Consider the following 24871-nt stretch of genomic DNA (forward strand, 5'->3'; position numbering starts at 1 on the left):
TGGGGGCGGGGTCAGGACAGGACGTAGGTTCCGGGTGCATCGCCGAGCACTGGTCGCTTGCCGTCTCCCGGGGCCCTTGCCTTTACCTTCTCGCCATTCTGGCTTTCGATCCAGTTTTGCCAGTGCACCCACCATGATCCCTTGTGCGCCGTAGCTGCGGCCTGCCAGGCATCGAAGTCTCCGGATGGTGATGCGCCTGTCCAATATTGGTATTTTTCGGATTGCGGCGGATTGACCACACCGGCTATGTGGCCGGAAGCGCCGAGCACGAATTCCACGGGGCCGCCGAACAGTGCCGCCCCCTTGAAGACCGATTTCGCTGGCGCGATATGGTCGTCGCGKGTGGCGAGATCATAGACGGGGATTTTTATGTCGCCGAGGTTGATCCGCTTGTCCGCCACGCGCATCAGCCCGCGGGCGAGATTGTTGTCGAGATAACAATTGCGCAGATAGAAGGAATGGCAGGCAGCGGTCACCCGGGTCGAATCGGAATTCCAGTAGAGGAGATCGAAGGGCAGGGGTTCCGTGCCGCGCAGATAATTATCGACCATATAGGGCCAGATGAGATCGGAGGCGCGCAGCATGTTGAAGACTGTGGCCATGATCGAGCCATCGAGATAACCGACGGCCTGCATGTGCCTGTCGAGCGCGGCGAGCTGGCCTTCGTCGATGAAGACCTTGAGGTCGCCCGCGTGGATGAAATCCGTCTGGGCGGCGAGAAGTGTGGCGCTGCGAATGCGCTCATTGCCTTCCTGCGCATGCAATGCCAGGGCCGAAGACAAAAGCGTGCCGCCGACGCAATAGCCGATGGCATTGATCTCCTTTTCGTCGGTTTGCTCCTCGATCGTGTCGAGGGCAAAATCGATACCTTCGCGGATATAGTCCTCCCAACCCTTGTCGGCCAGCCTGGCGTCCGGGTTGATCCACGAGACCATGAACACGCTGTGACCCTGATCGAGACACCATTTAACGAAGGATTTCTGTGGGTTGAGATCGAGGATATAAAATTTGTTGATCCACGGCGGCACGATGAGCAGCGGCCGTTTGAAGGCCTTTTTCGTCGTCGGCGCGTAATGGATGATCTCGCAGAGCGGGCTTTTGGCAACCACCTTGCCTGGTGTGATGGCGATGTTCTGGCCGATGACGAATTTGCTGTAATCGGTCTGGCGCAGTTTCAGATGGCCGTGGCCGGCCGCGACATCTTCGGCAAGCTGTGCCATGCCCTTGACGAGATTGGCGCCGCTGGACGCGACCGTCTCGCGGAAGACCTGCGGATTGGTGAAGACGAAGTTGGCCGGCGAGAGGGCTTCCGTCACCTGGCGCATGTAAAACAACGCCTTGGTGCGGGTGTGCTCGTCCAGCCCTTCGGCTTCCATAACCATCCGGTCGGCAAAACCGACGGTGGTCTGATAGGCTTTGAGGAGAAAATCGAAAAATGGATTGGCCTGCCAGTCCGCGTCGGCAAAACGCCTGTTCTTTCGCTCTGCCGGGCCGGTCTCCGCGGCTTTTTCCGAGCGGGAATCGGCATCTTCCGAAAACTGCGCCACCGATTTTGTCCACAGATCGTAATAGCTGGAAAGCAGATAGGTCTGCGCTTCGAGCGAGCGCTTCGGTTCAGCCATCCAATATTCGGCGACGTCGGACAGCGTCTTGACGATGTCGGTCATCGGATCGGCGCTGGTCTGCGGAATTTCACCGCGTTCGCGGGGTGCCAGCCATTCGGACGCGGCTTTGCCGAGGTTTTCCAGCGCGCGGGCGATGTTGACCGCAAAGGCTTCCGGGTCGCGGATCAGGTAAGCCTCGGCGGATGTAGCGTCGAAACCGGGCGTTTTGCCACCCTTTTTCTCTGCCCCGCCGTCAACACCTGCCATGCGCTGTCCTCCACCAAATTTGTGTTTGCACATTCTGCATGAAAACGAATACAAGTTCCACCAGCAAGGGGAGGCCACGAAGAGCCGAACCGCAGTCGAATTCGATATCGGCGATATCCTTACAGGCGGAACATGACGATGGGCAAGCACATGGGTACATGGGGAAGATTTGCGGAAAACGCTGGAAGGATCGCCCTTCTTTCGCTTTCCGGCGCCACGCTCGTTACAGTACTTGCCGCCTGCAAGACCCCGGCACCGATCGTCGCACCGGCCCATATGCCCCACCCGCAAGCCCAAATCGTCGGCCCGCGCCCCGTCAGCGACAATGTGGTGAGCCAGAGACGCGATACCGGCACCTATCCAAGCTTTTCAGCGCCGATTACGGCTGCCGGCAGCCAGATGGGGGATGACGAGGCGTCCAAAATGGAATCGAACCTGTCGCGCCTGGGTGCTGCACGCCGCAACGGCCAGATTTCGGAAGCTGAATACAAACGCCGAGTCGCGGAATTGCGGGCGCTTGGCGAAAACCAGAAGCCAGTTGCGACGCCTGTCACGCAGTGAGGTTTTCCGTTCGTCGTTCTGGGGCCTTTACCGAGAATCGACAACCTGTGGATCTCGAGATTCGCTCGGCACAAGGCCGAGGATAACGGCAATCCTTGTGCTTCATTCTATTACCAAGCCGCTCTCATAACCCCTTATTTACCCTGCCTTTGAACCATATGCTTACTGAAGATGTTAAGCGGATGGATGCGCTTTGCCGCTTATGATGCGGTCATAACAAACAGGCCGCTGAAAAAGCGGTAGACAGGGTGAAATATCATGAGATGCATCGCTGCTTTGCTGGTTCTTGCCGGTTTTGCGCTCGCACCCGCGCAGGCGCGGGCGCCGTACATCAACATCGGAACGTCAGCGCCGCAGGGACGATGAAAAGTTGAAAGACGCCGGTCAGTCGTTTCCGGCGGCTTCGCTGAGCATATCGAGGTCCGGCACTGTAATATGACGGTTGTTCTCGATGCTGATCGTGCCTTCCTTGCGCAGCTTAGTCATTTGCCGGCTAACTGTTTCGATGGTGAGACCAAGGAAATCGGCTATATCTGCGCGCGATAGCGGCAGGTCGAACGTTGATTTATCGTCCTTTTCCGGATCGATATGCGTGGCGATCATATAAAGGAAGCTGGCAACCTTTTCCTGTGCCGATTTTCGGCCAAGTGTCAGCATCCAGTCGCGCGCCTCATCCAGTTCCTTCAGAGACTGGCTGTGAAGCTTGCGTTCCATATCCGGCACTTCGGAAACCATGCGGTCGACGATGCGGCGCGGGAACAGGCAGATTTCCACATCGGTTGCGGCTTCCGCCGTCATCTTGCTTTCCGCCATGAACGGGCGGCCGAGAAAATCCGGTGCAAATTGCAGGCCGACGATCTGCTGGCGGCCATCCGACATCATCTTCGAGAGCTTCACCACGCCGTTGAGAATGTTGCCGTAGGAGCTGACGAGCTCCCCCTGGGCAAGCAGCTCGTTGCCCGCTTCCAGCTTCTTACGGCTGGAATGACGGTTGAGGTCGCAGAGCTGCTGCGGCGTCAACGTGCTGCAAAGACCACCGTGACGCGCCTCGCAGGAGCGGCATACGACGGGATATTCCGAATTGTGGATGGTCTTCTGTAGCGTGTCCATCAGCCTTTTCCGATGCTGGCTTTAAGGGACGAATGCGACCGCAGGTGTAAAATCCGGTCTTTTCGAAGGCTTGCGCCGCGTAGTCGTCGCCCCCGCGTCTACTTTAGCAAGAACTTAAGGTGCAATTTGATTGAAGTCAAAGTTGCAAACTGTCGCAGCCGTTACTCAAGGGGAGGAAATCGACATTTTCTTGATAAAAGGCAAATCCGGGGATGAAAACCGAACTTCTTCGCAAATATTCGGGCGCCGTGCCGCGTTACACGAGCTATCCTACCGCGCCGCACTTTCACGAGGGAATCGATAATGGCACCTATCGCCGCTGGCTCGGCGAGCTTGGCCACAGGAACCGGATATCGCTTTACCTGCATATTCCCTATTGCGACCGGCTGTGCTGGTTCTGTGCCTGCCACACCAAGCACACGCTGAAATACGAGCCGATTGCCGTTTATCTTGAGGCACTTAGGCGGGAGATAGAAGCCGTCGGCTCGCTTGTTTCCCCCGATGCAGTGGTCAGCGCGGTGCATTTTGGCGGCGGTTCTCCCACTATGCTGAGGCCTGAAGACATGGTGGGCCTGATGGACTGTCTAAGACGCCATTTCACCTTTGGTCTGGCGCCCGAAATCAGCGTGGAAATGGACCCGAACGATCTTGACGAAAGTCGCTATGACGCGCTTGCCGTCATCGGCATGACGCGCGCGAGCCTCGGTGTGCAGGACTTTGATGACAAAGTGCAAAAAACCATCAACCGGATTCAGACCTTCGAGCAGACGGAATCGGTGGTAGATGCCGTGCGGGCAAGGGGCGTTCACTCGGTCAATTGCGACATTCTCTATGGCCTGCCGTTCCAGACCTGCGAGACATTGCAACAGACGGTTGACCAGATCATCTCACTCGACCCCGACCGGATCGCGCTGTTCGGTTATGCGCATGTTCCGTGGATGAAAAAACACCAGTCGCTGATCCCTGAGCAGGCATTGCCAGATATTGCCGAGCGCTACCGCCAGATGACGATGGCGGCGGAGATGCTCGGCAAGGCGGGTTACCGGGCAATCGGGATCGATCATTTTGCCAAGCCCGCCGACACTCTGAGCCGGGCGGTCGAGACGGGGGAGCTGCGGCGGAATTTTCAGGGCTACACCACTGACACGGCTGATGCCCTGATCGGGCTTGGTGCATCCGCGATCGGCCGGTTGCCCCAGGGCTACGTGCAGAACATGGTGGCGACAGGGGAATATCAGCGGATGGTGGGCGAGGGTGGTTTCGCGGTTCTCAAGGGAATAGAATTGTCTGACGAGGATCACCTGCGCTCCTATGTCATCGAGCGGCTGATGTGCGATTTTTCGCTCGATCTGGGCGATTTGAAGCGGCGTTTCGGCAAGGCCAGCCATTCCGTCAGCATGGAGGCGCAGCTTTTCGCTGGCGGCGACAGGGACGGTGTGGTGCGGATGGATGGCGATGTTTTTGCCGTGACGGAGGCGGGAAAACCCTTTGTCCGTCATATCGCGGCAACCTTTGACGCCTATCTCGGCAGCGGACGCGGCCGTCATTCGGTTGCTGTTTAGGCAACAGTTTTAAGGCAAATTTCAAAGTTACGTCACGAAACCATTGGCTTTTTTGTGCGACTTGCCTATGTGGTGCGTCAGACAGGATATTTAATACGAACGACAATAAGGATTATGGGCGTGACAGCTACATTCGACAAGGTTGCCGACATTATCGCCGAAACCAGCGAAATCGACCGCGAAACCATTACGCCGGAAAGCCACACGATCGACGATCTGGGCATCGACAGCCTCGACTTTCTGGATATCGTTTTCGCCATCGACAAGGAATTCGGTATCAAGATTCCGCTCGAGCAGTGGACGCAGGAAGTCAACGAAGGCAAGGTTACCACCGAAGAATATTTCGTGCTGAAGAACCTCTGTGCCAAGATCGACGAATTGCGCGCAGCCAAGGGCTGAGGCGATAATGCCCGCTTCGAGCGGGCATTTCTTTTTCTGGACCTGACCTTCAGGGACGGGTCGTAACCGACCAGAAACGGGCCGGACGGATGCTGCTTGAATATTTTCAGATGATCGACAAGGTCGAAGCCGTGGATATGGCGACGCGCACATTGAAGGCGCGGTCTGTCGTTCCCGACAAAAGCCCGGTTTTCGAGGGACATTTCCCCGGCATGCCGCTGGTTCCGGGCGTGCTTCTGATCGAGACCATGGCGCAGGCTTCCGGCATGATGGTTCTGGCGTTCAGCGATTTTTCCGCCATGCCCTTCCTGATGTCGGTTGACGGCGCCAAGATGCGCACCTTCGTGGAGCCGGGCGCGGTTCTCGATATCGAGGCGGTGTTGGAACATGACGGTTCGGGTTTTGCAGTCACCAAAGCGAAGATCACTTGCGAAGGCAAGAAGGTCTGCGATGCGCAGCTGAAGCTCAGGACAATGCCTTTCAGCGAAATTCCGCTCGCGCCTATCGTCAGGAAGCGGGCCGAGGAAGTCGGCCTGATGGCGGCGATTGTCGCGGATGCGCAAAAATAAGCGCTTCCGCTGATGCCGGGAGACGGCATTTTTCCCCTAGACCCGGTTTTGATTCACGAAAATCGTGGGCTTGTGCTGGCGGATCGGGCCTTCACCATTGCCAATCCGCATCGCGCGCTTTATTCCGCAACGCATGGAGTGGTCGTTTGCGACCGCTGTTGGATAGCCGTGACCGCTTCAATGGGTCAGGCTGCAAAGGATGACAGACGATGAAATCTGACAATGATGTGGTGATAACCGGGGTCGGCATCGTGACCTGTCACGGCGTCGGCAGCCAGGCGCATCTTGCGCTTCTTTCGGGAACTGCGGCGCCGGCAACGGTGATCGAGACCGAAAAGTTCAAACCCTATCCGGTTCATCCCATGCCGGAGATCGACTGGTCCACGCAGATTGCCAAGCGCGGCGACCAGCGCCAGATGGAAAACTGGCAGCGTCTCGGCGTTTTTGCCGCCGGCCTCGCGCTTGATGATGCAGGGCTGAAGGAAAACCCGGAAGCCTGCGCTACCATGGACATGATCGTGGCTGCCGGCGGTGGCGAGCGCGACATCAATGTCGATACGCTGATTGTCGATGAGGCGCTGAAACGCAACGACCGCGAAGTGCTGCTCAACGAGAAGCTGACGACGGAATTGCGTCCGACCCTGTTTCTCGCCCAGCTTTCCAATCTGATGGCCGGTAACATCTCCATCGTGCATAAGGTCACAGGGTCCTCCCGCACCTTCATGGGCGAGGAAGCAGCCGGCATTTCCGCAGTCGAGACTGCGTTTCACCGTATCCGTTCCGGCGAATCCAGCCACGCCCTGGTGGGCGGCGCCTTCTCGGCCGAGCGCCCGGACATGATCCTGCTGTTTGAAGCGATCGGCGCGCATGCGCAGGGCGATTGGCAGCCGCTTTGGTCGCGTGGCGGCCAGGACGGCGGCGGGATGATTTCCGGTTCGCTGGGAGCCTTCCTGGTGCTGGAATCGCGCAAGCACGCCAGTGAACGCGGCGCACGCATCTATGCCCGCATCGACGCCATCGAGGGCGATCGTGGTAGCCGTGATGACGGCAAGATGGAAAAGCGCATGGAACGGCTGCTTGCCCCTGCAAAGGACAGTGCTGCGACCGTCGTGTTTTCCGGTGCGAGCGGTTACGACGCCGTGACGCAGCGTGAAAAGAATATTCTCGAAAAAGCTTTGCCGCAGGCCGTCATTCGCGGTTTCGGCGGTATCACCGGCCATGGACTTGAAGCACAGTTCCCGCTTGGGCTGGCGCTTGCTGCCCTGACGCTTGAAAGCGGCGCGAAGGTTCCTACTTTCGATGGCGCCGCGGAAAAGCCTATGGGCGAGGCGGCCAGCGAAGCGGTCGTCACCACCGTCGGCCATGTGCGCGGCGAAGGTGTCGCCGTTCTGTCCCGTGACGTGTGAGGAGAAAAGACCATGACTTCCAACTTCAAGGATCATCTCGGTCGCCCGATCGTTGCAGTCACCGGTATGGGTATCATCACATCGCTCGGGCAGGGTCTTGCCGATAACTGGGCGGCTCTGACTGCGGGCAAGTCGGGCATCCACAAGATCACCCGTTTCCCGACGGAGGGGCTTTCCACAAGGATCAGCGGCACCGTCGATTTCATCGACATCCCGGTTCCGAATTCCGTCGAGCGCTCTTATGCCTTTGCACGCGAGACAACGATTGAGGCTTTGGCGCAGGCCGGCATATCGGGCGATTTCGATGGCCCGCTGTTTCTGGCTGCACCACCGATCGAGCCGGAATGGAGCGCGCGTTTCGAGCTTGCCGACCGGTCTCCTCCGGCCGCCCAGCCGGGTGATGCCTATGAACGGTTCCTGACGGCTTTCCGTCAACGTCCGGACCCGGCGTTTCAGGAAGCGGCTCTTTTCGGCGCGATTTCGGAGCGTCTTTCGGACCGCTTTGGTACACGCGGCCTGCCGGTCACGCTCTCGACGGCCTGTGCATCCGGCGCGACCGCAATCCAGCTTGGTGTCGAGGCTATCCGCCAGGGCCGCACCGAGCGCGCGCTGACGGTTGCGACAGACGGTTCGGTCAGCGCCGAAGCGCTGATCCGCTTTTCGCTTCTCTCGGCGCTGTCGACCCAGAATGAGCCGCCGGAAAAGGCATCCAAGCCGTTCAGCAAGGACCGCGACGGTTTCGTGATCGCCGAAGGTGCGGCAACGCTGGTGCTGGAATCGCTGGAATCGGCAATTGCGCGCGGCGCGAAGGTTCTCGGCATCATCAAGGGCGCCGGCGAGAAGGCCGACAGCTTCCACCGCACGCGTTCCTCGCCAGATGGCGGCCCGGCGATCGCGACGATCCGCGCCGCACTTGCGGATGCGGGTGTTGCTGAAAGCGATATCGGCTACATCAACGCCCACGGCACCTCGACGCCGGAAAACGACAAGATGGAATATGGCTCGATGCTTGCCGTCTTCGGCGAAGGCCTGAAAGACATTCCGCTGTCATCCAACAAGTCGATGATCGGCCATACGCTGACGGCGGCCGGTGCTGTGGAGGCGGTGTTCTCGTTACAGACCATGCTGACCGGCACCCTGCCGCCGACGATCAACTACAACAACCCCGATCCGACCATTTCGCTCGATGTGGTGCCGAATGTGAAGCGGGACGCGACGGTCAATGCCGTGCTTTCCAACTCCTTCGGGTTCGGCGGGCAGAATGCCAGCCTTGTCATGACGCGTGAACCGGCTTAACCGGTTCCGCCAGAAGACAGGGGCGTTTCCGGCCTGAACGAAGCCCGGGAACGCTCTCGCTGGTGTGACTACACATTCCGACCGCAAAACCGTTACAGAGTTTTGCTGGAATTACTCTTGAGATAGACGCCTCCGGGCGAAGGACTAAAAACATGCGCGCTCTTCAACTCGTGGACGACCGGAAGCTCGAAAAAGTGGACCTGCCTGAACCCGATGCACCAGGTCCGGGCGAGGTGACGCTGCGCGTCAAGGCCGTGGCGCTGAACCACATCGACGTCTGGGGCTGGCGCGGCATGGCTTTTGCCAAGCGCAAGATGCCGCTGACGATCGGTGCTGAGGCTTCCGGAGTGGTGGAAGCCATTGGCCCGGGCGTTTCGAATGTGCTGCCTGGCCAGCTCGTTGCGATCTACGGCGCGCACACCTGCGGGATCTGCAAGCCGTGCCGTGAAGGCCGTGACAATCTTTGTGAACATGTTCAGGGCGTGCACGGTTTCCATCTCGACGGCTTTGCGCAGGAAAAGATCAATATTCCGGCCCGCCAGCTCGTTCCGGCTCCGCATGGCGTCGATGCCATCGGCGCGGCTCTGGCGCCTGTGACCTTTGGCACGGTCGAGCACATGCTGTTTGACAATGCCAAGCTGGAATCGGGCGAAACGATCCTCGTGCATGCCGGCGGTTCCGGCATCGGCACGGCGGCGATCCAGCTGGCCAAGAAGATGGGCTGCACCGTCATCACCACGGTCGGCTCCGACGACAAGATCGAACGGGCGAAGGCCCTGGGTGCCGATCACGTCATCAACTACCGGACCGACCGTTTCGAAGGCGTCGTGCGCAAGCTGACGAAAAAGAAGGGTGTAGACGTGGTGTTCGAGCATGTCGGCAAAGACACCTGGGCGGGATCGATGTTCTCGCTGAAGCGTGGCGGCCGTCTCGTCACCTGCGGCTCCACGTCAGGCGTATCGACCGATATCAACCTGATGATGCTGTTCCAGCAGCAGCTGAAGCTGCTCGGCTCCTTCGGTTGCCGCATGGAAAACATGGCCAACGCCATGCAGAAGATGGCGCGCGGCATCGTTCATCCTGTTATCGACACCGAAGTCACCTTCGAGGATATCGACCGGGCGCTGGAGCGCATGGAAACGCGCCAGGTATTCGGCAAAATCGTTCTGCGGATGGATTGACGCCTTGAAACTGTTCATTACGCGGATCGTCCTGAGGCTGGACCATTTCCGGCAATGGCTGATTGCGACGTTTGCCTTCGGCCTTCTCAATCTGCTGAAGATATTTCCAGCTGACGCGGGAATTCGCGCTGCCGACAGGCTGGCGCGTTTCGTGGGGCCGAAAACCGGCCGCCACAAGCTGATGCTCTACAATCTGGCGCGCGCCTTTCCGGAGAAATCCGAAGAGGAGCGGCTTACCATCGCAATGGACAGCTGGGGCAGCATGGGGCGGCTTGCGGCGGAATATGTCTTTCTCGACAGGCTGTTCGATTTCGATCCGGAAAATAGCGAGCCGGGCCGTATCCGGGTCGAGGGTATTTCGACCTTTATCGAGCTTCGCGATAACCCGCGGCCCTTCATCGTATTTACTGCCCATAGCGGCAATTTCGAATTGTTGCCGGTGGCCAGTTCTGCCTTCGGTCTGGATGTGACGGTGCTGTTCCGGCCGCCGAATAATCCTTTCGTGGCCGACAAGGTGTTCAAGTTCCGCAAGGAACGCATGGGCAATCTCGTGCCGTCGCATGCCGGCTCTTCCTTCGCGCTTGCGCGGCAGCTGGAAAGGGGCGGCGGTGTCGGCGTGCTCGTCGACCAGAAGTTCGGCAAAGGCTTGACGACGAAGTTCTTCGGCCATGAGGTGCGCACCAACCCGCTTCTTGCCAAGCTGGTGCGGCAGTTCAATTGCGATGTCTATCCCGCCCGTTGCGTGCGCCTGCCCGATAACCGCTACCGGCTGGAAATAGAGCCGAGGGTTGAAATTCCGCGCGATGAAAAAGGAAATGTCGATATTCAGGCGACGGCGCAGCTTTTGAACGACAAGGTGGAAAGCTGGGTCCGCGAATATCCCGAACAATGGCTGTGGTATCACGACCGTTGGGACGTTAAACACCAGATCTGATTATTTGCAGCGCGGCCGAATTTCTAGTGATTTTTTACAGAATTCGGCCGTAAAATTGCGTTTTTAAGTATTTTTACTTATTAGTGGAACCTTATTTTTCGTTCATGGATTATCGAAATTGAAAAAATAGCAGTAGCTATGATATTTTAGAGATTAATCCCTACGGCGGTCCTGCGTGTCGTTACGTCATTTTTTAATGCACAGACGCTACAATGAGGGGATAAGTGTCTATCCATTCGGATTGGGAGCGGGCTGTTTACCCGTTCAGGGAGAGTTGGGTTGAAAGATTTGATTGAGCTGTTCTGGCTGCGTTATACGGAACTGCAATCAGCGGTTGGTAAGAACGAGGCCGACAAGATCGCAGTGCTGGAGCGTGAACTGGAGCTGCTGCTTGATCGGGTCATCGGGCGTAAGACCGGCAGTTCCGAGGACATTCGTGAGCAATTCCGTTTCGCCATCGACCTCCTCAATCACGAGGCGGAAGATCTCGGCTGCGTGCAGCGCAATTCCGATCTTTTGAGAACGCTGGTCGACCGCTATGTCGGCATGCCGCTCAAGGCAAAGGTGATCGGCGACGAGGACGAGGACATCCTGGAGTGGCACCACCGCCATCTTATTCTCGATGAGGATATGCTGAACGACCTAGACGAGCCCGTGGTTGTCGTCTCTCCCGGTTATCGGGTGTCATTCTCCAATGGGATCGATGCTTTTCCGCGCAATACGCCGGAAGGGCCTTTGGGATGTCATATCGCCGAGCTTGTCGGAGTGCACCGTTTTCAGAACGATCTGCGGGAGAGGCTCGACAATTGCTTCAAGGGCGGTACGTCGAAATACACCTATGCCGAAGATCACGACGGCCATACGATCGTAAAATCGCTGGAAATGTCGCCCTGCTATTCCTCCAACTACAAGCTGGTTGGCGCAATGGTGGTCATCCGCGAAATCGCCGATCGTAGGCGCCGTCGCGCCACGGCATAAATTCACGGTCCGAACGCAAGCGTCGAGCCGTGTCCTTTTCCTGTCATTTCGGGAAGATGGTTTCCCAGATCGTGGCGATTGACCATGCGGATGATGCATCCGCAAGAAGCTTCGTCGCCATTGCCAGACAGGAAAGAACCAAAAGCGGGCGGATGATCTTCGCGCCGTTTTTCATCGCGAAACGCGATCCGATCTGCGCGCCGACGAACTGGCCGATGCCCATGGCGATGCCAAGCTTCCAGAGAACCGCGCCTCCAGCCGCAAAAACAACAAAGCCGCCGAAGTTCGAACCCAGGTTCAGAAGCTTAGTATGGGCGGTTGCCTTCAGCATGCCGAAGCCGGCAAGCCCCACGAAGGCAAGCATGTAGAAGGAACCCGCGCCGGGGCCGAAAACGCCATCATAGAAACCCACGAGCGGTGCGGCGGTGAGGCCGAACACGAAAGGCGTGATGCGGCGATGGCTGTCGATATCGCTGAGCTGCGGCTTGAAGGCGAAATACAGGGCAATCGCGATCAGCAGAAAGGGCATGATGGTGCGCAGGAGGTCTGACGGCACGAAGGCGGCGGTGAAAGCACCGAGCCCGCCGCCGATCATCGCCATGATCGCCATCGGCAATTGTTCCCTCAGATTGACATGGCCGCGGCGGGCATAGGCAATGGTGGCCGACGCCGAGCCGAACTGCGATTGCAGCTTGTTGGTGCCGAGCGTATCGAGCGGCGGAATTCCCATGATCAGCATGGCCGGGATGGTGATGAGACCGCCGCCGCCGGCGATGGAATCGATAAATCCGGCAAAGATGGCGACGCAGAAAAGAACGAGGAAAACGTTGAGAGCGATGTCTTGCACTTGGCATGTCCAGGCGGGCTTAAGGGAGAGGGCCTCTTCTTTCACCGAAAAGATCGCCACGCAATATTTTTCTCTCCGATCCGGGACGGGCAGGGGGATTGCGGTGTTGCCGCTTATGGGTATGTTTCCGTGGCGCACCGCCAGACGCGGCGATGACGAGACATCAGGATGAGGGCATTATGCATAAAGTGATATTCGATACGGACCCCGGTGTAGATGATGCCATGGCGCTTCTTTTCCTGCACCGTCACCCCGATATCGATCTGATCGGCGTCACCACCGTCTTCGGCAACGCGCCCATCGATATCACCACCCGCAATGCGCTCTTCCTGAAACGGGAATGGCAGATGACGGCGCCGGTAGCGAAAGGTGCGGGCGTGACCTTCGATCCGGCCCGCAAGGAAGGCCACTGGCCGACTTTCATCCATGGCGAAAACGGTCTCGGCGATATCGATATTCCAGAGACCATCGATCTGCCGCTCGATCCGCGTCCCGCGCATCGCTTTATTATCGAGACGGTCAAGGCCAATCCCGGCGAGGTGACGCTGATCGCTGTTGGTCGCATGACCAATCTGGCCTTGGCGCTGCGCGAAGAGCCGGATTTTGCGGCATTGGTGAAGCAGGTGATCGTCATGGGCGGCGCCTTCGATATCAACGGCAATGTGTCGCCGGCGGCTGAGGCCAATATTCACGGCGATCCGGAAGCGGCCGATCTCGTCTTCACCGCGCCCTGGCGCGTGGTCGTCGTCGGCCTGGACGTGACGACGAAAACGGTGATGACCAGCGCCTTCATGGCCGAGATGGCAGAGGCGGGCGGCAAGCCGGTGCAACTGCTTTCCGATCTGTCGCAATTCTACATCGATTTCTACAAGACACGCACCGGCGATGGCATGGTGGTGCATGACAGCTGCGCCTGCGTTTACCTTGTCGCGCCCGAACTGTTCGAGACCCGCAGCGGCCCAATACGCGTCGTCTGCGGCGGGCTTGCCGATGGCCAGACCATTCAGAAGCCGGATGGCCGCGCCTTTCCGCCGGGCGACTGGGACGGGCATCCGAGCCAGCTCATCTGCACCGATATCAAGCCGGAGCAGGTGCTTTCCGTCATCCGCGCGGCAATTGTGAAGGGCGAGCGCGACTGAACGGCCGGAATGGCCGTTCTTGAGCATGGTCTGCCTTGCAATTTCCAAGAATCTGGCGTTATGCAGGTTTCCTGATTACATTGCGCAATTCGCCTTGCCTGTGGTCTGAAAAGGCCGCGCCGGAGCCACAAGGCGGATGATCGCGATGCCGCGTGGACCGAGAAAACCGCTGTAGGTTTTCTTGTGCTTTGCGGTACAATGAATAGCGCCCGCCGGATCGGTTCGTGTCGGCGGCGTTTAACAACAAGAACGAACTTCGTTATGGGCCGGCAGAACCGGTCCATTTCCATGAGGAAAGTGATGGAAGAGTTTCATAAGGTCCGGCGTCTGCCGCAATACGTCTTCGAACAGGTCAACCGTTTGAAAGCGAGCGCGCGAGCGGCCGGGGCCGATATCATCGATCTCGGCATGGGCAATCCCGACCTTCCGACCCCCAAGGCGATCGTCGACAAGCTGTGCGAAGTCGTTCAGGACCCTCGCACCCATCGCTATTCCTCGTCCAAGGGCATTCCCGGCCTTCGCCGCGCGCAGGCTGGTTATTATGCCCGCCGGTTCGGCGTGAAGCTGAACCCCGATACGCAGGTCGTCGCGACCCTTGGTTCCAAGGAAGGTTTCGCCAATATGGCGCAGGCCATCACCGCGCCTGGTGACGTGATCCTGTGTCCGAACCCCACTTATCCGATCCACGCTTTCGGCTTCCTGATGGCGGGCGGCGTTATCCGTTCCATGAATGTGGAGCCGGACGAGAGCTTCTTCGGGCCTCTGGAGCGGGCGGTGCGCCACTCCATTCCGAAACCGCTGGCGCTTATCGTCAACTATCCGTCGAACCCGACGGCGCACGTTGCCTCGCTCGATTTCTACAAGGACGTGATCGCATTTGCGAAGAAGCACGAAATCATCGTGCTTTCCGACCTTGCCTATTCGGAAATCTATTTCGACGACAACAATCCGCCGCCTTCGGTTCTCGAAGTTCCCGGTGCAATCGACGTTGCGGTGGAATTCACCTCCATGTCGAAGACCTTCTCCATGCCCGGCTGGCGCATGGGCTTTGCCGTTGGCAACGAGCGGCTGATCGCGGCACTGACCCGCGTGAAGTCCTATCTCGATTACGGTGCCTTCACGCCGATCCAGGTTGCGGCGACGCACGCGCTGAACGGCGACGGCTCCGACATCGCGGAAGTACGCAGCGTTTATCGCCGCCGTCGCGACGTCATGGTCGATACGTTCGGCAAGGCGGGCTTCGAAGTTCCACCGCCGGCGGCGACGATGTTCGCCTGGGCGAAGATCCCGGAAAAGTTCCGCCATCTCGGCAGCCTGGAGTTTTCCAAGCTTCTGGTCGAGAAGGCAGACATTGCCGTTGCTCCCGGCATCGGCTTCGGCGAAATGGGCGATGATTACGTCCGCCTCGCGCTCGTTGAGAACGAGCATAGAATTCGTCAGGCAGCGCGCAATCTGAAGCGTTTCCTGTCGAGTGCTGACGAAACGATGCACAATGTCGTTTCGCTCAATGCCCACAGATAAGGGCAACCGAAGGCGGCCGGGTCCCGGCCGTCACCATCACCAGCAAATCAGGAACATACCCATGGCAGATTCATTGAGAATCGGCATAGCGGGGCTCGGCACTGTCGGCGCTTCGCTCGTGCGCATCCTCCAGCAGAGAAGCAACGAACTTGCGATTACCTGCGGACGCGCGATTGAGATTATTGCAGTGAGCGCGCGCGACCGTTCGCGTGACCGCGGCATCGATCTCAAGGGTATTACCTGGTTCGATACGCCGGAGCAGCTTGCGAATGAAGCCGATATCGACGTGTTGGTGGAACTGGTCGGCGGTGCTTCCGGCCAGGCGGAAAAAGCCGTGCGCGCAGCACTTTCGCGCGGTCTCCATGTGGTGACAGCCAACAAGGCGCTGCTCGCCAAGCACGGCGTCGAGCTGGCGACGATTGCCGAAGAAAAGGGTGCGCTTCTCAATTTCGAAGCGGCTGTGGCCGGCGGTATTCCCGTCATCAAGGCGCTGCGTGAATCTCTCACCGGCAACAACGTGTCGCGCATCTACGGTATCATGAACGGCACCTGCAACTACATCCTGACCAAGATGGAAAAGGAAGGGCTGTCGTTCGAGGTCTGTTTGAAAGAAGCGCAGCGGCTGGGTTATGCCGAAGCCGATCCCGCCTTCGATATCGAGGGTAACGACACCGCCCACAAGCTCGCCATTCTGACGACGCTTGCCTTCGGCAACAAGATTTCGGCCGACGACATCTATCTCGAAGGCATCACCAACATCTCCAGCGAGGACATTCAGGCGGCCGCCGAGCTCGGTTATCGCATCAAGCTTCTCGGCGTGGCGCAGGTGACCGAATCCGGTATCGAGCAGCGGGTGCATCCGACCATGGTGCCGCTCGATTCCGTTATTGCGCAGGTTGATGGCGTCACCAATGCGGTGGCGATCGAGTCCGATATTCTTGGCGAGCTTCTGATGGTTGGCCCAGGTGCGGGCGGCAACGCCACGGCCTCTGCCGTGCTCGGTGACATCGCCGATATCGCCAAGAGCCGTCCCGGTGCCCAGCAGGTTCCGGTGCTCGGCCGTCCGGCGAAGTCGCTGACCGATTATCGTCGCGCCAAGATGAAGAGCCATGAAGGTGGCTATTTCATCCGGCTGACGGTGAAGGACCAGGCGGGCGTCTTCGCTTCCATCGCTACCCGAATGGCGGATAACAACATTTCGCTGGAATCCATCGTGCAGCGCCAGCGCGTGCATGTGGAAGGCGCGCCGCAGACGATTATCCTCGTGACCCACGCGACGATGGAAGATGCGATCCGCAAGGCCGTCAAGGCGATCAAGAACGAGAAATATCTGGTCAGCGAACCGCAGGTCATCCGCATCGAGCGGACCTGAGACGCTTTACGATTTTTCTGAATTTGAGGGCCGCGCCACCACATGGAGGCGCGGTCTTTTTTCTCCCGAAACCTGTTTTGGCGACCACCGGATAAGCCGCCATAAAATTTGAGGGGATCGCCTCAGAACCGCTGGAAAACAACGCGATTCGGCTCTATGGTTAATCATGTTACCAAGCGAGGGAGGCGTGGCTGTGACATCGATTATCCTTTTCAAGGACAGTAAGCGCGAAAGCGTTCTGGCCGCCCATCATCGGGCGCGGCCTCACAATGCCAACGACAATATTCGAGGCATGGAATTCGATATTGCCGAATATGAGCGCAACTGGTGTTCACTTGCGGTGTTTTCCCTGTTGCTGCTGGTCGGCGCGGTATCGATCGTCAGCCCGTTTTTCTCGATTTTCTCGGTGTGAAACCTCATACGGGCGTTTTTGCTTGAAAAAGGCGCCATCGCCATTTAGCCCGTTGTCATGACAAGGCGCGGATACGCATTCGCATGACAGGACGATGGACAGGATGGCAATGATGGAGCCGGCCGATACCGTGGTCCGCGCATTTCTTAGCGTGGAGCGGTCGGCGACAGAGCAACGTTGGGTTTCGCGGCTGGATCAGGCCGCACAGAACCGTGCGCTGGCCATGTCCCAGATCCATGCCATTCCCGAACTGATTGCCCGGGTGCTGGCCGGGCGAGGGGTGGGGGTGGATGAGGCTCTCGCTTTCCTCGATCCGACCATTCGCTCATTGATGCCCGACCCGCATGTGCTGACAGATTGCGAAAAGGCTGCCGAAAGGCTGGTCCGCGCCATCGAGACCGGCGAGAAGGTGGCGATCTTCGGCGATTATGACGTCGATGGCGCCGCGTCTTCCGCGCTGATGTATCGGTTTCTCGCGCATTTCGGGCTGACGCCGGAAATCTATATTCCAGATCGTATTTTCGAGGGTTATGGGCCGAACCCGGCGGCGATGCAGCAGCTTGCCGCCAATGGCGCGACCCTGATCGTGACGGTCGATTGCGGCTCCACCAGCCATGAATCGCTGAATGCCGCAAAGGATGCGGGAACAGATGTGGTGGTGATCGATCACCACCAGGTCGGTTCGAAACTGCCGCCGGCGGTGGCGCTGGTCAATCCCAACCGCGAAGACGATCTTTCGGGGCAGGGGCATCTCTGCGCCGCAGGCGTGGTGTTTCTGGTTCTGGTCGCCACCCTCAGGCTGTTGAAGGACAGGCGCAACAGACAGGCGTTCACGATCGATCTGCTGGCGCTGCTGGATATAGTCGCACTCGCAACCGTATGCGACGTGGTGCCCTTGAAGGGGCTGAACCGCGCCTATGTAGTAAAGGGGTTGATTGCCGCGCGCCATATGAACAACGCCGGGCTGGCGGCGCTGTTCAGAAAGGCGGGGTTGGGCGGGCCGGTGACACCGTATCATTTCGGTTTCCTGATCGGGCCACGCATAAATGCCGGTGGCCGTATTGGCGATGCCGCACTGGGTAGCCGTCTGCTTACACTCGACGACTCGTCACAGGCGGACGTGATTGCCGAAAAGCTGGATGAGCTGAACCGCGAGCGACAGGCGATGGAAGCCGTGATGCTGGCGGAAGCCGAAGCGGAAGCGCTTTATGAGTATGGCGACGGGTCTGGCGCTGGCGTCATCGTTACCGCACGGGAAAACTGGCATCCTGGCATCGTTGGACTGCTCGCCTCACGCCTCAAGGACCGTTTCCGCCGCCCGGCCTTTGCCATCGCTTTCGATCCCTCTGGCAAGGGCACAGGCTCCGGCCGCTCGATCAATGGTTTCGATATGGGCAGAATGGTCCGCGCCGCTGTGGATGCCGGCCTGCTGGTCAAGGGTGGCGGTCACGCCATGGCCGCGGGCCTGACGGTGGAACGCGCCAATCTCGGCAAACTCCGGACCTTCTTCGAGGAAGCCGCCGCAAAGACGGTGAGCGAGCTGGTGGAAAGCAGCGTGCTGAAGATCGACGGTGCAATCGGCGCGTCTGGCGCGACCCTGCAGCTTGTCGATCAGCTGGAACAGGCTGGTCCTTATGGCTCCGGCCATTCTCAGCCCATTTTTGCCGTGCCTGCCCACCGGCTGCGCGATGTGCGTCTGGTCGGCACCTCCCACGTCAAGATCACGCTGGAGGCCATGGATGGCTCACGGCTGGACGGCATCGCATTCCGCGCCGCAGAGGCGCCTCTGGGGCAGATGCTGCTTAATGCGCGTGGCAGGTCCATCCACGTGGCAGGCACCGTGGGTGCCGATCTCTGGCAGGGCCAGAGGCGTGTGCAGCTGCGTGTTCTGGACGCGGCTTTCGCGCCCTGACAGTCGGCACAGATCGAGACTTGATTTTACGGGAAAAGCTGAAGGACGGCCGGAAACGGCATGCATCCTCTATCTCACACATCACGTGAAGATTTGAACGCATAATGCTGATTTTCAAGGAGAAGCAAGTGGCACGCCCTAGGGGAGTCGAACCCCTCTTTTCAGAATGAAAATCTGACGTCCTAACCGATAGACGAAGGGCGCGTGCGCTTGTGGTGTGGCGCCCTTATAGTCAGGCTCCCGTTGCTCCGCAAGCGGAAAAATTGATTTTTTCCGCTTCGTGACGAGTTTTTTTATGGAGGCCGGAACGGCTGTGGAAAACTGCGCCGGGACTGGCCAAGGCCTTGAAATTTCGCCGCTATCACTGCGCGCCAGCAATGCCTTCATGACTCGTGGAAGGCCTCGGGGCGTGCTTTTCCAACCCTTAGCTGGCATCTGCTGCCCGCCAGAATGAACCGGCGCTGTGATTTGGCTGGAAGGTGAAAGGCAAGCCGGTCGATTTGCCCGCTGGCGATTCATCCGGCTTGCCTTCCATCGGGGGGACAGCACTCTAACGTGTCGCCCGGGAATCGGTTCCGGCTCATCGATCACGCGTGACGAATCCGCTGTCTGCGAAGCTGCTTTATATTTTCGAAGGGGGAAACACGAAGGCAAGTGGCACGCCCTAGGGGAGTCGAACCCCTCTTTTCAGAATGAAAATCTGACGTCCTAACCGATAGACGAAGGGCGCGTGCGCTTGTGGTGTGGCGCCCTTATAGTCAGGCTCCCCGTGGTCCGCAAGCGGAAAAATGCATGATTTGACAAAAAAATGACATTGGCTGTCAGAACCCTTGGAAAACAAGGATTTCCGTTTCGTAACAAATGGTTAAACCGAGGTCGGCTTGGCAGTTTCAGTGCTTCTCGCGGATGAAGAACGATGTGAAACGACGATTTGCAGGGGCCGGTGATTCACTCAACGGGGCTTCTGGTGCGAAAGAAGCCATCAAAATGAATGGCGAACCTTGCCAAACATTCCGGCGTCACCCTTGGGGTTTTCCCGAGATCTGCAACCGCTCGATTTTGTTGACTTAGATCCTTAGGACAAGCCCATGGATGAGGTCGAGCGTGGAGAGGCTGTCGTCAAATGAAAACGGGGCCGAAATGGCCCCGTTCCATGATGTTAGCTGATTGCAGCGTTTCAGTGCAGGATCTGGCTGAGGAACAGCCTCGTGCGCTCGTGCTGGGGATTGTCGAAGAATTCGGCAGGCGAATTCTGTTCGACGATCTGGCCCTGGTCCATGAAGATGACGCGGTTTGCGACCTGGCGGGCAAAGCCCATTTCGTGGGTCACGCACAGCATCGTCATGCCGTCTTCGGCGAGGCTGACCATGGTATCAAGCACTTCCTTGACCATTTCCGGGTCAAGCGCCGAGGTCGGCTCGTCAAACAGCATGATCTTCGGCTTCATGCACAGCGAGCGGGCGATTGCCACGCGCTGCTGCTGACCGCCGGAGAGCTGGCCAGGGTATTTATGCGCCTGTTCGGGGATCTTGACGCGCTTCAGATAGTGCATCGCCACTTCTTCGGCTTCCTTTTTGGGCATCTTGCGAACCCAGATCGGCGCCAGTGTGCAGTTCTCAAGGATTGTCAGATGAGGGAAGAGGTTGAAGTGCTGGAACACCATGCCGACTTCACGACGCACCTCATCGATCTTCTTCAGATCGTTGGTGAGTTCGATACCGTCGACGTTGATCGTGCCCAACTGATGTTCTTCCAGCCGGTTGATGCAGCGGATCATGGTCGATTTGCCCGATCCCGAAGGGCCGGCGATGACGATACGCTCGCCCTTCATCACCTTCAGGTTGATGTCGCGCAGGACGTGGAAGTCGCCATACCACTTGTTCATGCCGACGAGTTCGATTGCCACGTCCGTTGTCGAAACGGCCAGTTTTTTTGTTTGGGTTTCTGCCATTTTGAGCGTCCCTTATCGTTTATGCCCGGTGTCGAGGTGCCGTTCCATGAACAGCGAATAACGCGACATGCCGAAGCAGAATATCCAGAATATGAACCCGGCGAAAATATAGCCCGTCATTGCGGTGACAGGTGTCGCCCAGTTCGCATCCGATTGGTTGAGTGTGACAATGCCAAGCAGGTCGAACATGCCGATGATCGAGACCAGCGACGTGTCCTTGAAAAGACCGATGAACGTGTTGACGATGCCCGGAATGACGAGCTTCAGCGCCTGCGGCAGCACGATCAGCCGGGTTTTCTGCCAATAGTTCAGGCCGAGCGAGTCTGCCCCTTCATATTGCCCCTTCGGGATGGCCTGCAAGCCGCCACGGATCACCTCCGCCATATAGGCGGACGAGAAGAGCGACACGCCGACCAGAGCGCGCAGGAACTTGTCGAAGGTCCAGCCGTCGGGAAGGAACAGCGGCAGCATGATGCTGGCGAAGAACAGGACGGTGATCAGAGGAATACCTCTGATAACTTCGATGAAAAGCACGCACAGCATTTTGATTACCGGCAGGTTCGACCGGCGGCCAAGCGCCAGAAGAATACCGAAGGGCAGGGACACTGCAATTCCGAAGAAAGACAGGATCAGGGTGACCATCAGGCCGCCCCAGAGCTGCGTTTCCACCACCGGCAGGCCGAAGACGCCGCCGATGAGGAGGAAAAACGCAATGACTGGCAGGATGATGAAAAGCGCCAGCGCATTGAGCCGCTTGAACGGCGCTTTCGGAATGAGCATTGGCACCAGGAGGATGGTGAACATGACCATCACAAGGATAGGACGCCAGCGTTCATCGATCGGGTAACGGCCGAACATGATCTGGCCGAACTTCGCCGAAACGAAGGCCCAGCATGCGCCGGACTGGCCATCGGCCAGCGCACCGCCCTGGGAGGCGGTGAGGCAGGCGATGCGATCCGTACCGGTCCATACCGCGTCTACGAACAGCCACTTGAAGATTGGTGGCAGAAGATAGGCGAGGAACGCGATGGCAAGAACCGTAAGGACGGTGTCCTTCGGCGTGGCGAAAAGTTTAGTGCGCAGCCAATGGCTGATGCCAACCGCGCTTGAAGGCGCGGGTTTGGCTTCTTCAATGGTGTGGCGCACGAACGCGTGATTGCTGATCGTCATCTATTATCTCTCCACCAGGGCCATTTTCGCGTTCAACCAGTTCATGACCACGGCCGTGAGAATGGACAGCGAGAGATAGAGAACGAGCCAGATAGCGACAACTTCGACCGCCTGTCCCGTCTGGTTCAGGATCGTGCCGCCAACGGAGACGATGTCGGCGAAACCGACCGCGACCGCGAGCGATGAGTTCTTGGTCAGGTTGAGATACTGGCTTGTCAGCGGCGGGATGATGATGCGCATCGCCTGAGGAACGACGATCAGACGTGTCGTCGTGCTGGCGCGAAGACCCAATGCCTCCGCTGCCTCGGTCTGCCCTTTTGCCACGGCCTTGATGCCGCCGCGAACGATCTCGGCGATAAAGGAAGCGGTGTAGAAGGAGAGCGCCAGAAACAGCGACATGAATTCAGGTGCGACGACCGAACCGCCCGCAAGGTTGAACCGCCCGGCAATCGGGTAATCGAATGTCAGGGGTGAGCCGAGCGCGAGGAATGTCGCAGCCGGAAGGCCGATGATGAGAAGTGTTGCGGTGATGCCGGTGCGGAACTGCTCGCCGGTTCTTTCCTGCCTGGCCTTCGCCCAGCGATAAATGAAGACGCTGATGACGATGGCGACCACGAAAGCGAGCGGTATCAGCCACGTCCCTTCGCCCCAGAGAGGCTTTGGAAAGAAGAAGCCGCGATTGTTGAGGTAGGTTCCAAGTGGAAGCTGCAGCGAATCGCGGGCCTGCGGCAGAACGGAGATGACGCCCTTGTACCAGAAGAAGATGACGAGCAGGGGCGGGATGTTGCGGAAGATTTCCACATAGGCCTGCGCCAGCTTCGAGATTAGCCAGTTGTTGGACAGCCGGGCGATACCGACGATGAAACCGATGATCGACGCGGCGATGATGCCGAAAAATGCGACCTGAATTGTGTTGAGAATACCAACGAGCAATGCCCGGCCATAGGTCGCATCGCTGGTGTAAGCGATCAGCGACTGGCCGATATCGAAGCCGGCTCTTCCATTGAGGAAGCCGAAGCCGGACGAAATGTTTGACCGTTGAAGATTTGTGATCGTATTCGTCACGATGATCCAGACGAAGGCGGTCAGGATGACGACTGTCAGAACCTGATAAAAAATTCCGCGTATGCGTGGATCGTAAATGAGTGACGACGCGCTTTGCGCGCGCGATCGTTGCGAACTGACCGCGTTGCCTGCCATAGGCACCTTTCCCTTTTATATGCTCTTTGCGAGCTTATTCTATAATTTCAAGTGGAGGCCGGGCATTGCCCAGCCTCCCTTCAGTCCTTAGCCAACGATAGTGCCGATCAACGAACCGGCGGTGCGTATTGCAGGCCGCCCTTGGTCCAAAGCGCGTTCTGGCCACGCTCGATCTTCAGCGGCGAGCCGGCGCCAACGTTACGGTCGAAGACTTCGCCGTAGTTGCCGACCTTCTTGACGATGTTGTAGGCCCAGTCGTTCGTCACGCCGAGATCGGTACCGATCTTGGTGCCTTCTTCAGTGCCAAGCAGACGCTTGATATCAGGGTTGGCGCTGTTCTTCTGCTCGTCGACGTTTTTCGACGTGATGCCCAGCTCTTCGGCGTTGACCATTGCGTAGTGAACCCACGTCACGATGTCGAACCACTGGTCGTCGCCCTGGCGAACGGCCGGTCCAAGCGGCTCCTTGGAGATCACTTCAGGCAGAACGATGTTGTCGTCGGGGTTCTTCAGCTTGAGACGGATAGCGTACAGACCGGACTGGTCGGTGGTGTAAACGTCGCAACGGCCGGAATCATAAGCCGAAGTCGCATCGGATTCCTTTTCGAAAACAACCGGGTTGTACTGCAGGTTGTTGGTCTTGAAGTAGTCGGCAAGGTTGAGCTCGGTGGTCGTGCCGGTCTGAACGCAGACGGCGGCGCCGGAAAGCTCAAGCGCGGACTTCACGTTGAGGCCTTTCTTGGCGATGAAGCCCTGGCCGTCATAATAGTTGACGGTACGGAAGTTGAAGCCGAGCGATGTGTCGCGGCTGATCGTCCAGGTGGTGTTACGGGTCAGAACGTCGACCTCGCCAGACTGGAGAGCCGGAAAACGGTCCTTGCTCGAAAGAGCGACAAATTTAGCCTTCGTAGGATCGCCGAAAACCGCAGTGGCAATACCGCGGCAATAGTCCACGTCGATGCCGGACCATTCGCCCTTGTCATCGGGATTGGAAAATCCCGGAATGCCAGCGCTCACGCCGCAGGTGACGAAACCTTTCGACTTCACGTCCTGAAGCGTCGCAGCCGAAGCGACCGAGGCTCCTCCCAAAACTGCTGCGCCGATAACGGCCGACAGAATTGCCTTTTTCATTTTTCCCAACCTTTGTTTGTTATCGTCAATCGGAAGAGGACCGGCATATTGTTTTTGCCCCAGCTCCCCCCTTCAGCAGATCTTTTCGATCCGCTTTTTCTATCACAATCGTAATTGGCAGCGGGGTCAAGACATGCCGACAATAATTGTGCCTATAAAACGGAATTTTCCAAATTTTGGTCGGGAAGTGTGCAAAGGGTGAAAATATAAGCATATTTTTGCGGAAAAATACACTTGCACGAATTTTGTATACTTCTTGTATGCTGTTGACGCGTAGATCAATCCTCCCATCTACGAATGTTCTGCGGGACTTGACCTTGCCTCCGGCTCTCCGCATTGTCGCTCGCGTC

General features: G+C 58.2%; 21 protein-coding genes and 2 tRNA genes. 14 read left to right on the top strand and 9 right to left on the bottom strand.

Annotated elements, in window-relative coordinates; genetic code table 11:
- Positions 1-11: 11 nt before the first annotated feature.
- Positions 12-1871 (bottom strand): PHA/PHB synthase family protein, encoded by a 1860-nt coding sequence (locus AC1DCP_RS06610; protein ID WP_065687340.1) that lies wholly within the window; start codon positions 1869-1871, stop codon positions 12-14.
- Between the two features lie 138 nt (positions 1872-2009).
- Between AC1DCP_RS06610 and AC1DCP_RS06615 the strand changes: the two genes are divergently transcribed.
- Positions 2010-2432, top strand: coding sequence for a hypothetical protein (locus tag AC1DCP_RS06615; protein ID WP_476774192.1), 423 nt, complete (start codon positions 2010-2012; stop codon positions 2430-2432).
- A 384-nt stretch (positions 2433-2816) separates the two neighbouring features.
- Here the strand turns inward: AC1DCP_RS06615 and fnrN are convergent, their stop codons facing one another.
- Positions 2817-3542 (bottom strand): transcriptional regulator FnrN, encoded by a 726-nt coding sequence (gene fnrN, locus AC1DCP_RS06620; RefSeq protein ID WP_003515395.1) that lies wholly within the window; start codon positions 3540-3542, stop codon positions 2817-2819.
- Between the two features lie 212 nt (positions 3543-3754).
- Between fnrN and hemN the strand changes: the two genes are divergently transcribed.
- From hemN to AC1DCP_RS06660, 8 genes are all read left to right on the top strand, one after another.
- On the top strand, positions 3755-5104 hold the full coding sequence (hemN, locus tag AC1DCP_RS06625; protein ID WP_025593527.1) for an oxygen-independent coproporphyrinogen III oxidase: 1350 nt from the start codon (positions 3755-3757) through the stop codon (positions 5102-5104).
- Between the two features lie 114 nt (positions 5105-5218).
- The gene (locus AC1DCP_RS06630; protein ID WP_019566223.1) at positions 5219-5503 is read left to right on the top strand and encodes an acyl carrier protein; all 285 of its coding nucleotides are present in this window, start codon (positions 5219-5221) and stop codon (positions 5501-5503) included.
- An 89-nt stretch (positions 5504-5592) separates the two neighbouring features.
- A complete protein-coding gene (locus AC1DCP_RS06635) occupies positions 5593-6072 on the top strand; it encodes an ApeI family dehydratase (RefSeq protein ID WP_003515392.1) in 480 nt (159 codons plus the stop codon).
- Between the two features lie 209 nt (positions 6073-6281).
- Positions 6282-7478: a beta-ketoacyl-ACP synthase gene (locus AC1DCP_RS06640; protein WP_003515391.1), complete on the top strand. Its 1197-nt coding sequence runs from the start codon at positions 6282-6284 to the stop codon at positions 7476-7478.
- 12 nt (positions 7479-7490) lie between these two features.
- Entirely contained in the window at positions 7491-8774 is a 1284-nt protein-coding gene (locus AC1DCP_RS06645) for a beta-ketoacyl-ACP synthase (protein WP_003515389.1), read from the top strand.
- A gap of 152 nt (positions 8775-8926) precedes the next feature.
- Positions 8927-9955 carry a zinc-binding dehydrogenase gene (locus tag AC1DCP_RS06650; protein WP_065687341.1) on the top strand — a complete coding sequence of 343 codons (1029 nt, stop codon included), beginning with the start codon at positions 8927-8929 and terminating at the stop codon, positions 9953-9955.
- A 4-nt stretch (positions 9956-9959) separates the two neighbouring features.
- A complete protein-coding gene (locus AC1DCP_RS06655) occupies positions 9960-10889 on the top strand; it encodes a lipid A biosynthesis lauroyl acyltransferase (protein WP_065687342.1) in 930 nt (309 codons plus the stop codon).
- Between the two features lie 279 nt (positions 10890-11168).
- On the top strand, positions 11169-11867 hold the full coding sequence (locus tag AC1DCP_RS06660; protein ID WP_013636202.1) for a hypothetical protein: 699 nt from the start codon (positions 11169-11171) through the stop codon (positions 11865-11867).
- A 43-nt stretch (positions 11868-11910) separates the two neighbouring features.
- Here the strand turns inward: AC1DCP_RS06660 and AC1DCP_RS06665 are convergent, their stop codons facing one another.
- Entirely contained in the window at positions 11911-12714 is an 804-nt protein-coding gene (locus AC1DCP_RS06665) for a TSUP family transporter (protein ID WP_026330928.1), read from the bottom strand.
- Positions 12715-12893: 179 nt separating this feature from the next.
- On the opposite strand from AC1DCP_RS06665, the gene AC1DCP_RS06670 reads away from it, so the two are divergent.
- The 5 genes from AC1DCP_RS06670 to recJ all read left to right on the top strand — a co-directional run bounded on the left by AC1DCP_RS06670 (position 12894) and on the right by recJ (position 19070).
- Complete coding sequence (locus tag AC1DCP_RS06670; protein WP_065687344.1) at positions 12894-13853, top strand: nucleoside hydrolase; 960 nt, start codon at positions 12894-12896, stop codon at positions 13851-13853.
- A gap of 300 nt (positions 13854-14153) precedes the next feature.
- Positions 14154-15374: an LL-diaminopimelate aminotransferase gene (locus AC1DCP_RS06675; protein WP_003515379.1), complete on the top strand. Its 1221-nt coding sequence runs from the start codon at positions 14154-14156 to the stop codon at positions 15372-15374.
- Between the two features lie 61 nt (positions 15375-15435).
- Positions 15436-16746, top strand: a complete 1311-nt coding sequence (locus tag AC1DCP_RS06680; RefSeq protein WP_013636198.1) for a homoserine dehydrogenase — start codon at positions 15436-15438, stop codon at positions 16744-16746.
- Positions 16747-16933: 187 nt separating this feature from the next.
- Positions 16934-17158 (top strand): hypothetical protein, encoded by a 225-nt coding sequence (locus AC1DCP_RS06685; RefSeq protein ID WP_025593517.1) that lies wholly within the window; start codon positions 16934-16936, stop codon positions 17156-17158.
- Positions 17159-17261: 103 nt separating this feature from the next.
- Positions 17262-19070 (top strand): single-stranded-DNA-specific exonuclease RecJ, encoded by a 1809-nt coding sequence (gene recJ / locus AC1DCP_RS06690; protein WP_476774234.1) that lies wholly within the window; start codon positions 17262-17264, stop codon positions 19068-19070.
- A 129-nt stretch (positions 19071-19199) separates the two neighbouring features.
- Here recJ and AC1DCP_RS06695 read toward each other — a convergent pair.
- The 6 genes from AC1DCP_RS06695 to AC1DCP_RS06720 form a co-directional block, all read right to left on the bottom strand.
- Positions 19200-19274: transfer RNA gene (locus AC1DCP_RS06695), tRNA-Glu, on the bottom strand.
- A gap of 451 nt (positions 19275-19725) precedes the next feature.
- A tRNA-Glu gene (locus tag AC1DCP_RS06700) sits at positions 19726-19800 on the bottom strand.
- 447 nt (positions 19801-20247) lie between these two features.
- The gene (locus AC1DCP_RS06705; protein ID WP_476774193.1) at positions 20248-21021 is read right to left on the bottom strand and encodes an amino acid ABC transporter ATP-binding protein; all 774 of its coding nucleotides are present in this window, start codon (positions 21019-21021) and stop codon (positions 20248-20250) included.
- A gap of 12 nt (positions 21022-21033) precedes the next feature.
- Positions 21034-22191 carry an amino acid ABC transporter permease gene (locus AC1DCP_RS06710; RefSeq protein ID WP_013636194.1) on the bottom strand — a complete coding sequence of 386 codons (1158 nt, stop codon included), beginning with the start codon at positions 22189-22191 and terminating at the stop codon, positions 21034-21036.
- A gap of 3 nt (positions 22192-22194) precedes the next feature.
- Entirely contained in the window at positions 22195-23391 is a 1197-nt protein-coding gene (locus AC1DCP_RS06715) for an amino acid ABC transporter permease (RefSeq protein ID WP_003515368.1), read from the bottom strand.
- Positions 23392-23498: 107 nt separating this feature from the next.
- Positions 23499-24521, bottom strand: a complete 1023-nt coding sequence (locus AC1DCP_RS06720; RefSeq protein ID WP_003515366.1) for an amino acid ABC transporter substrate-binding protein — start codon at positions 24519-24521, stop codon at positions 23499-23501.
- Between the last annotated feature and the right edge of the window lie 350 nt (positions 24522-24871).

The organism is Agrobacterium sp. 10T429 (assembly GCF_056393925.1).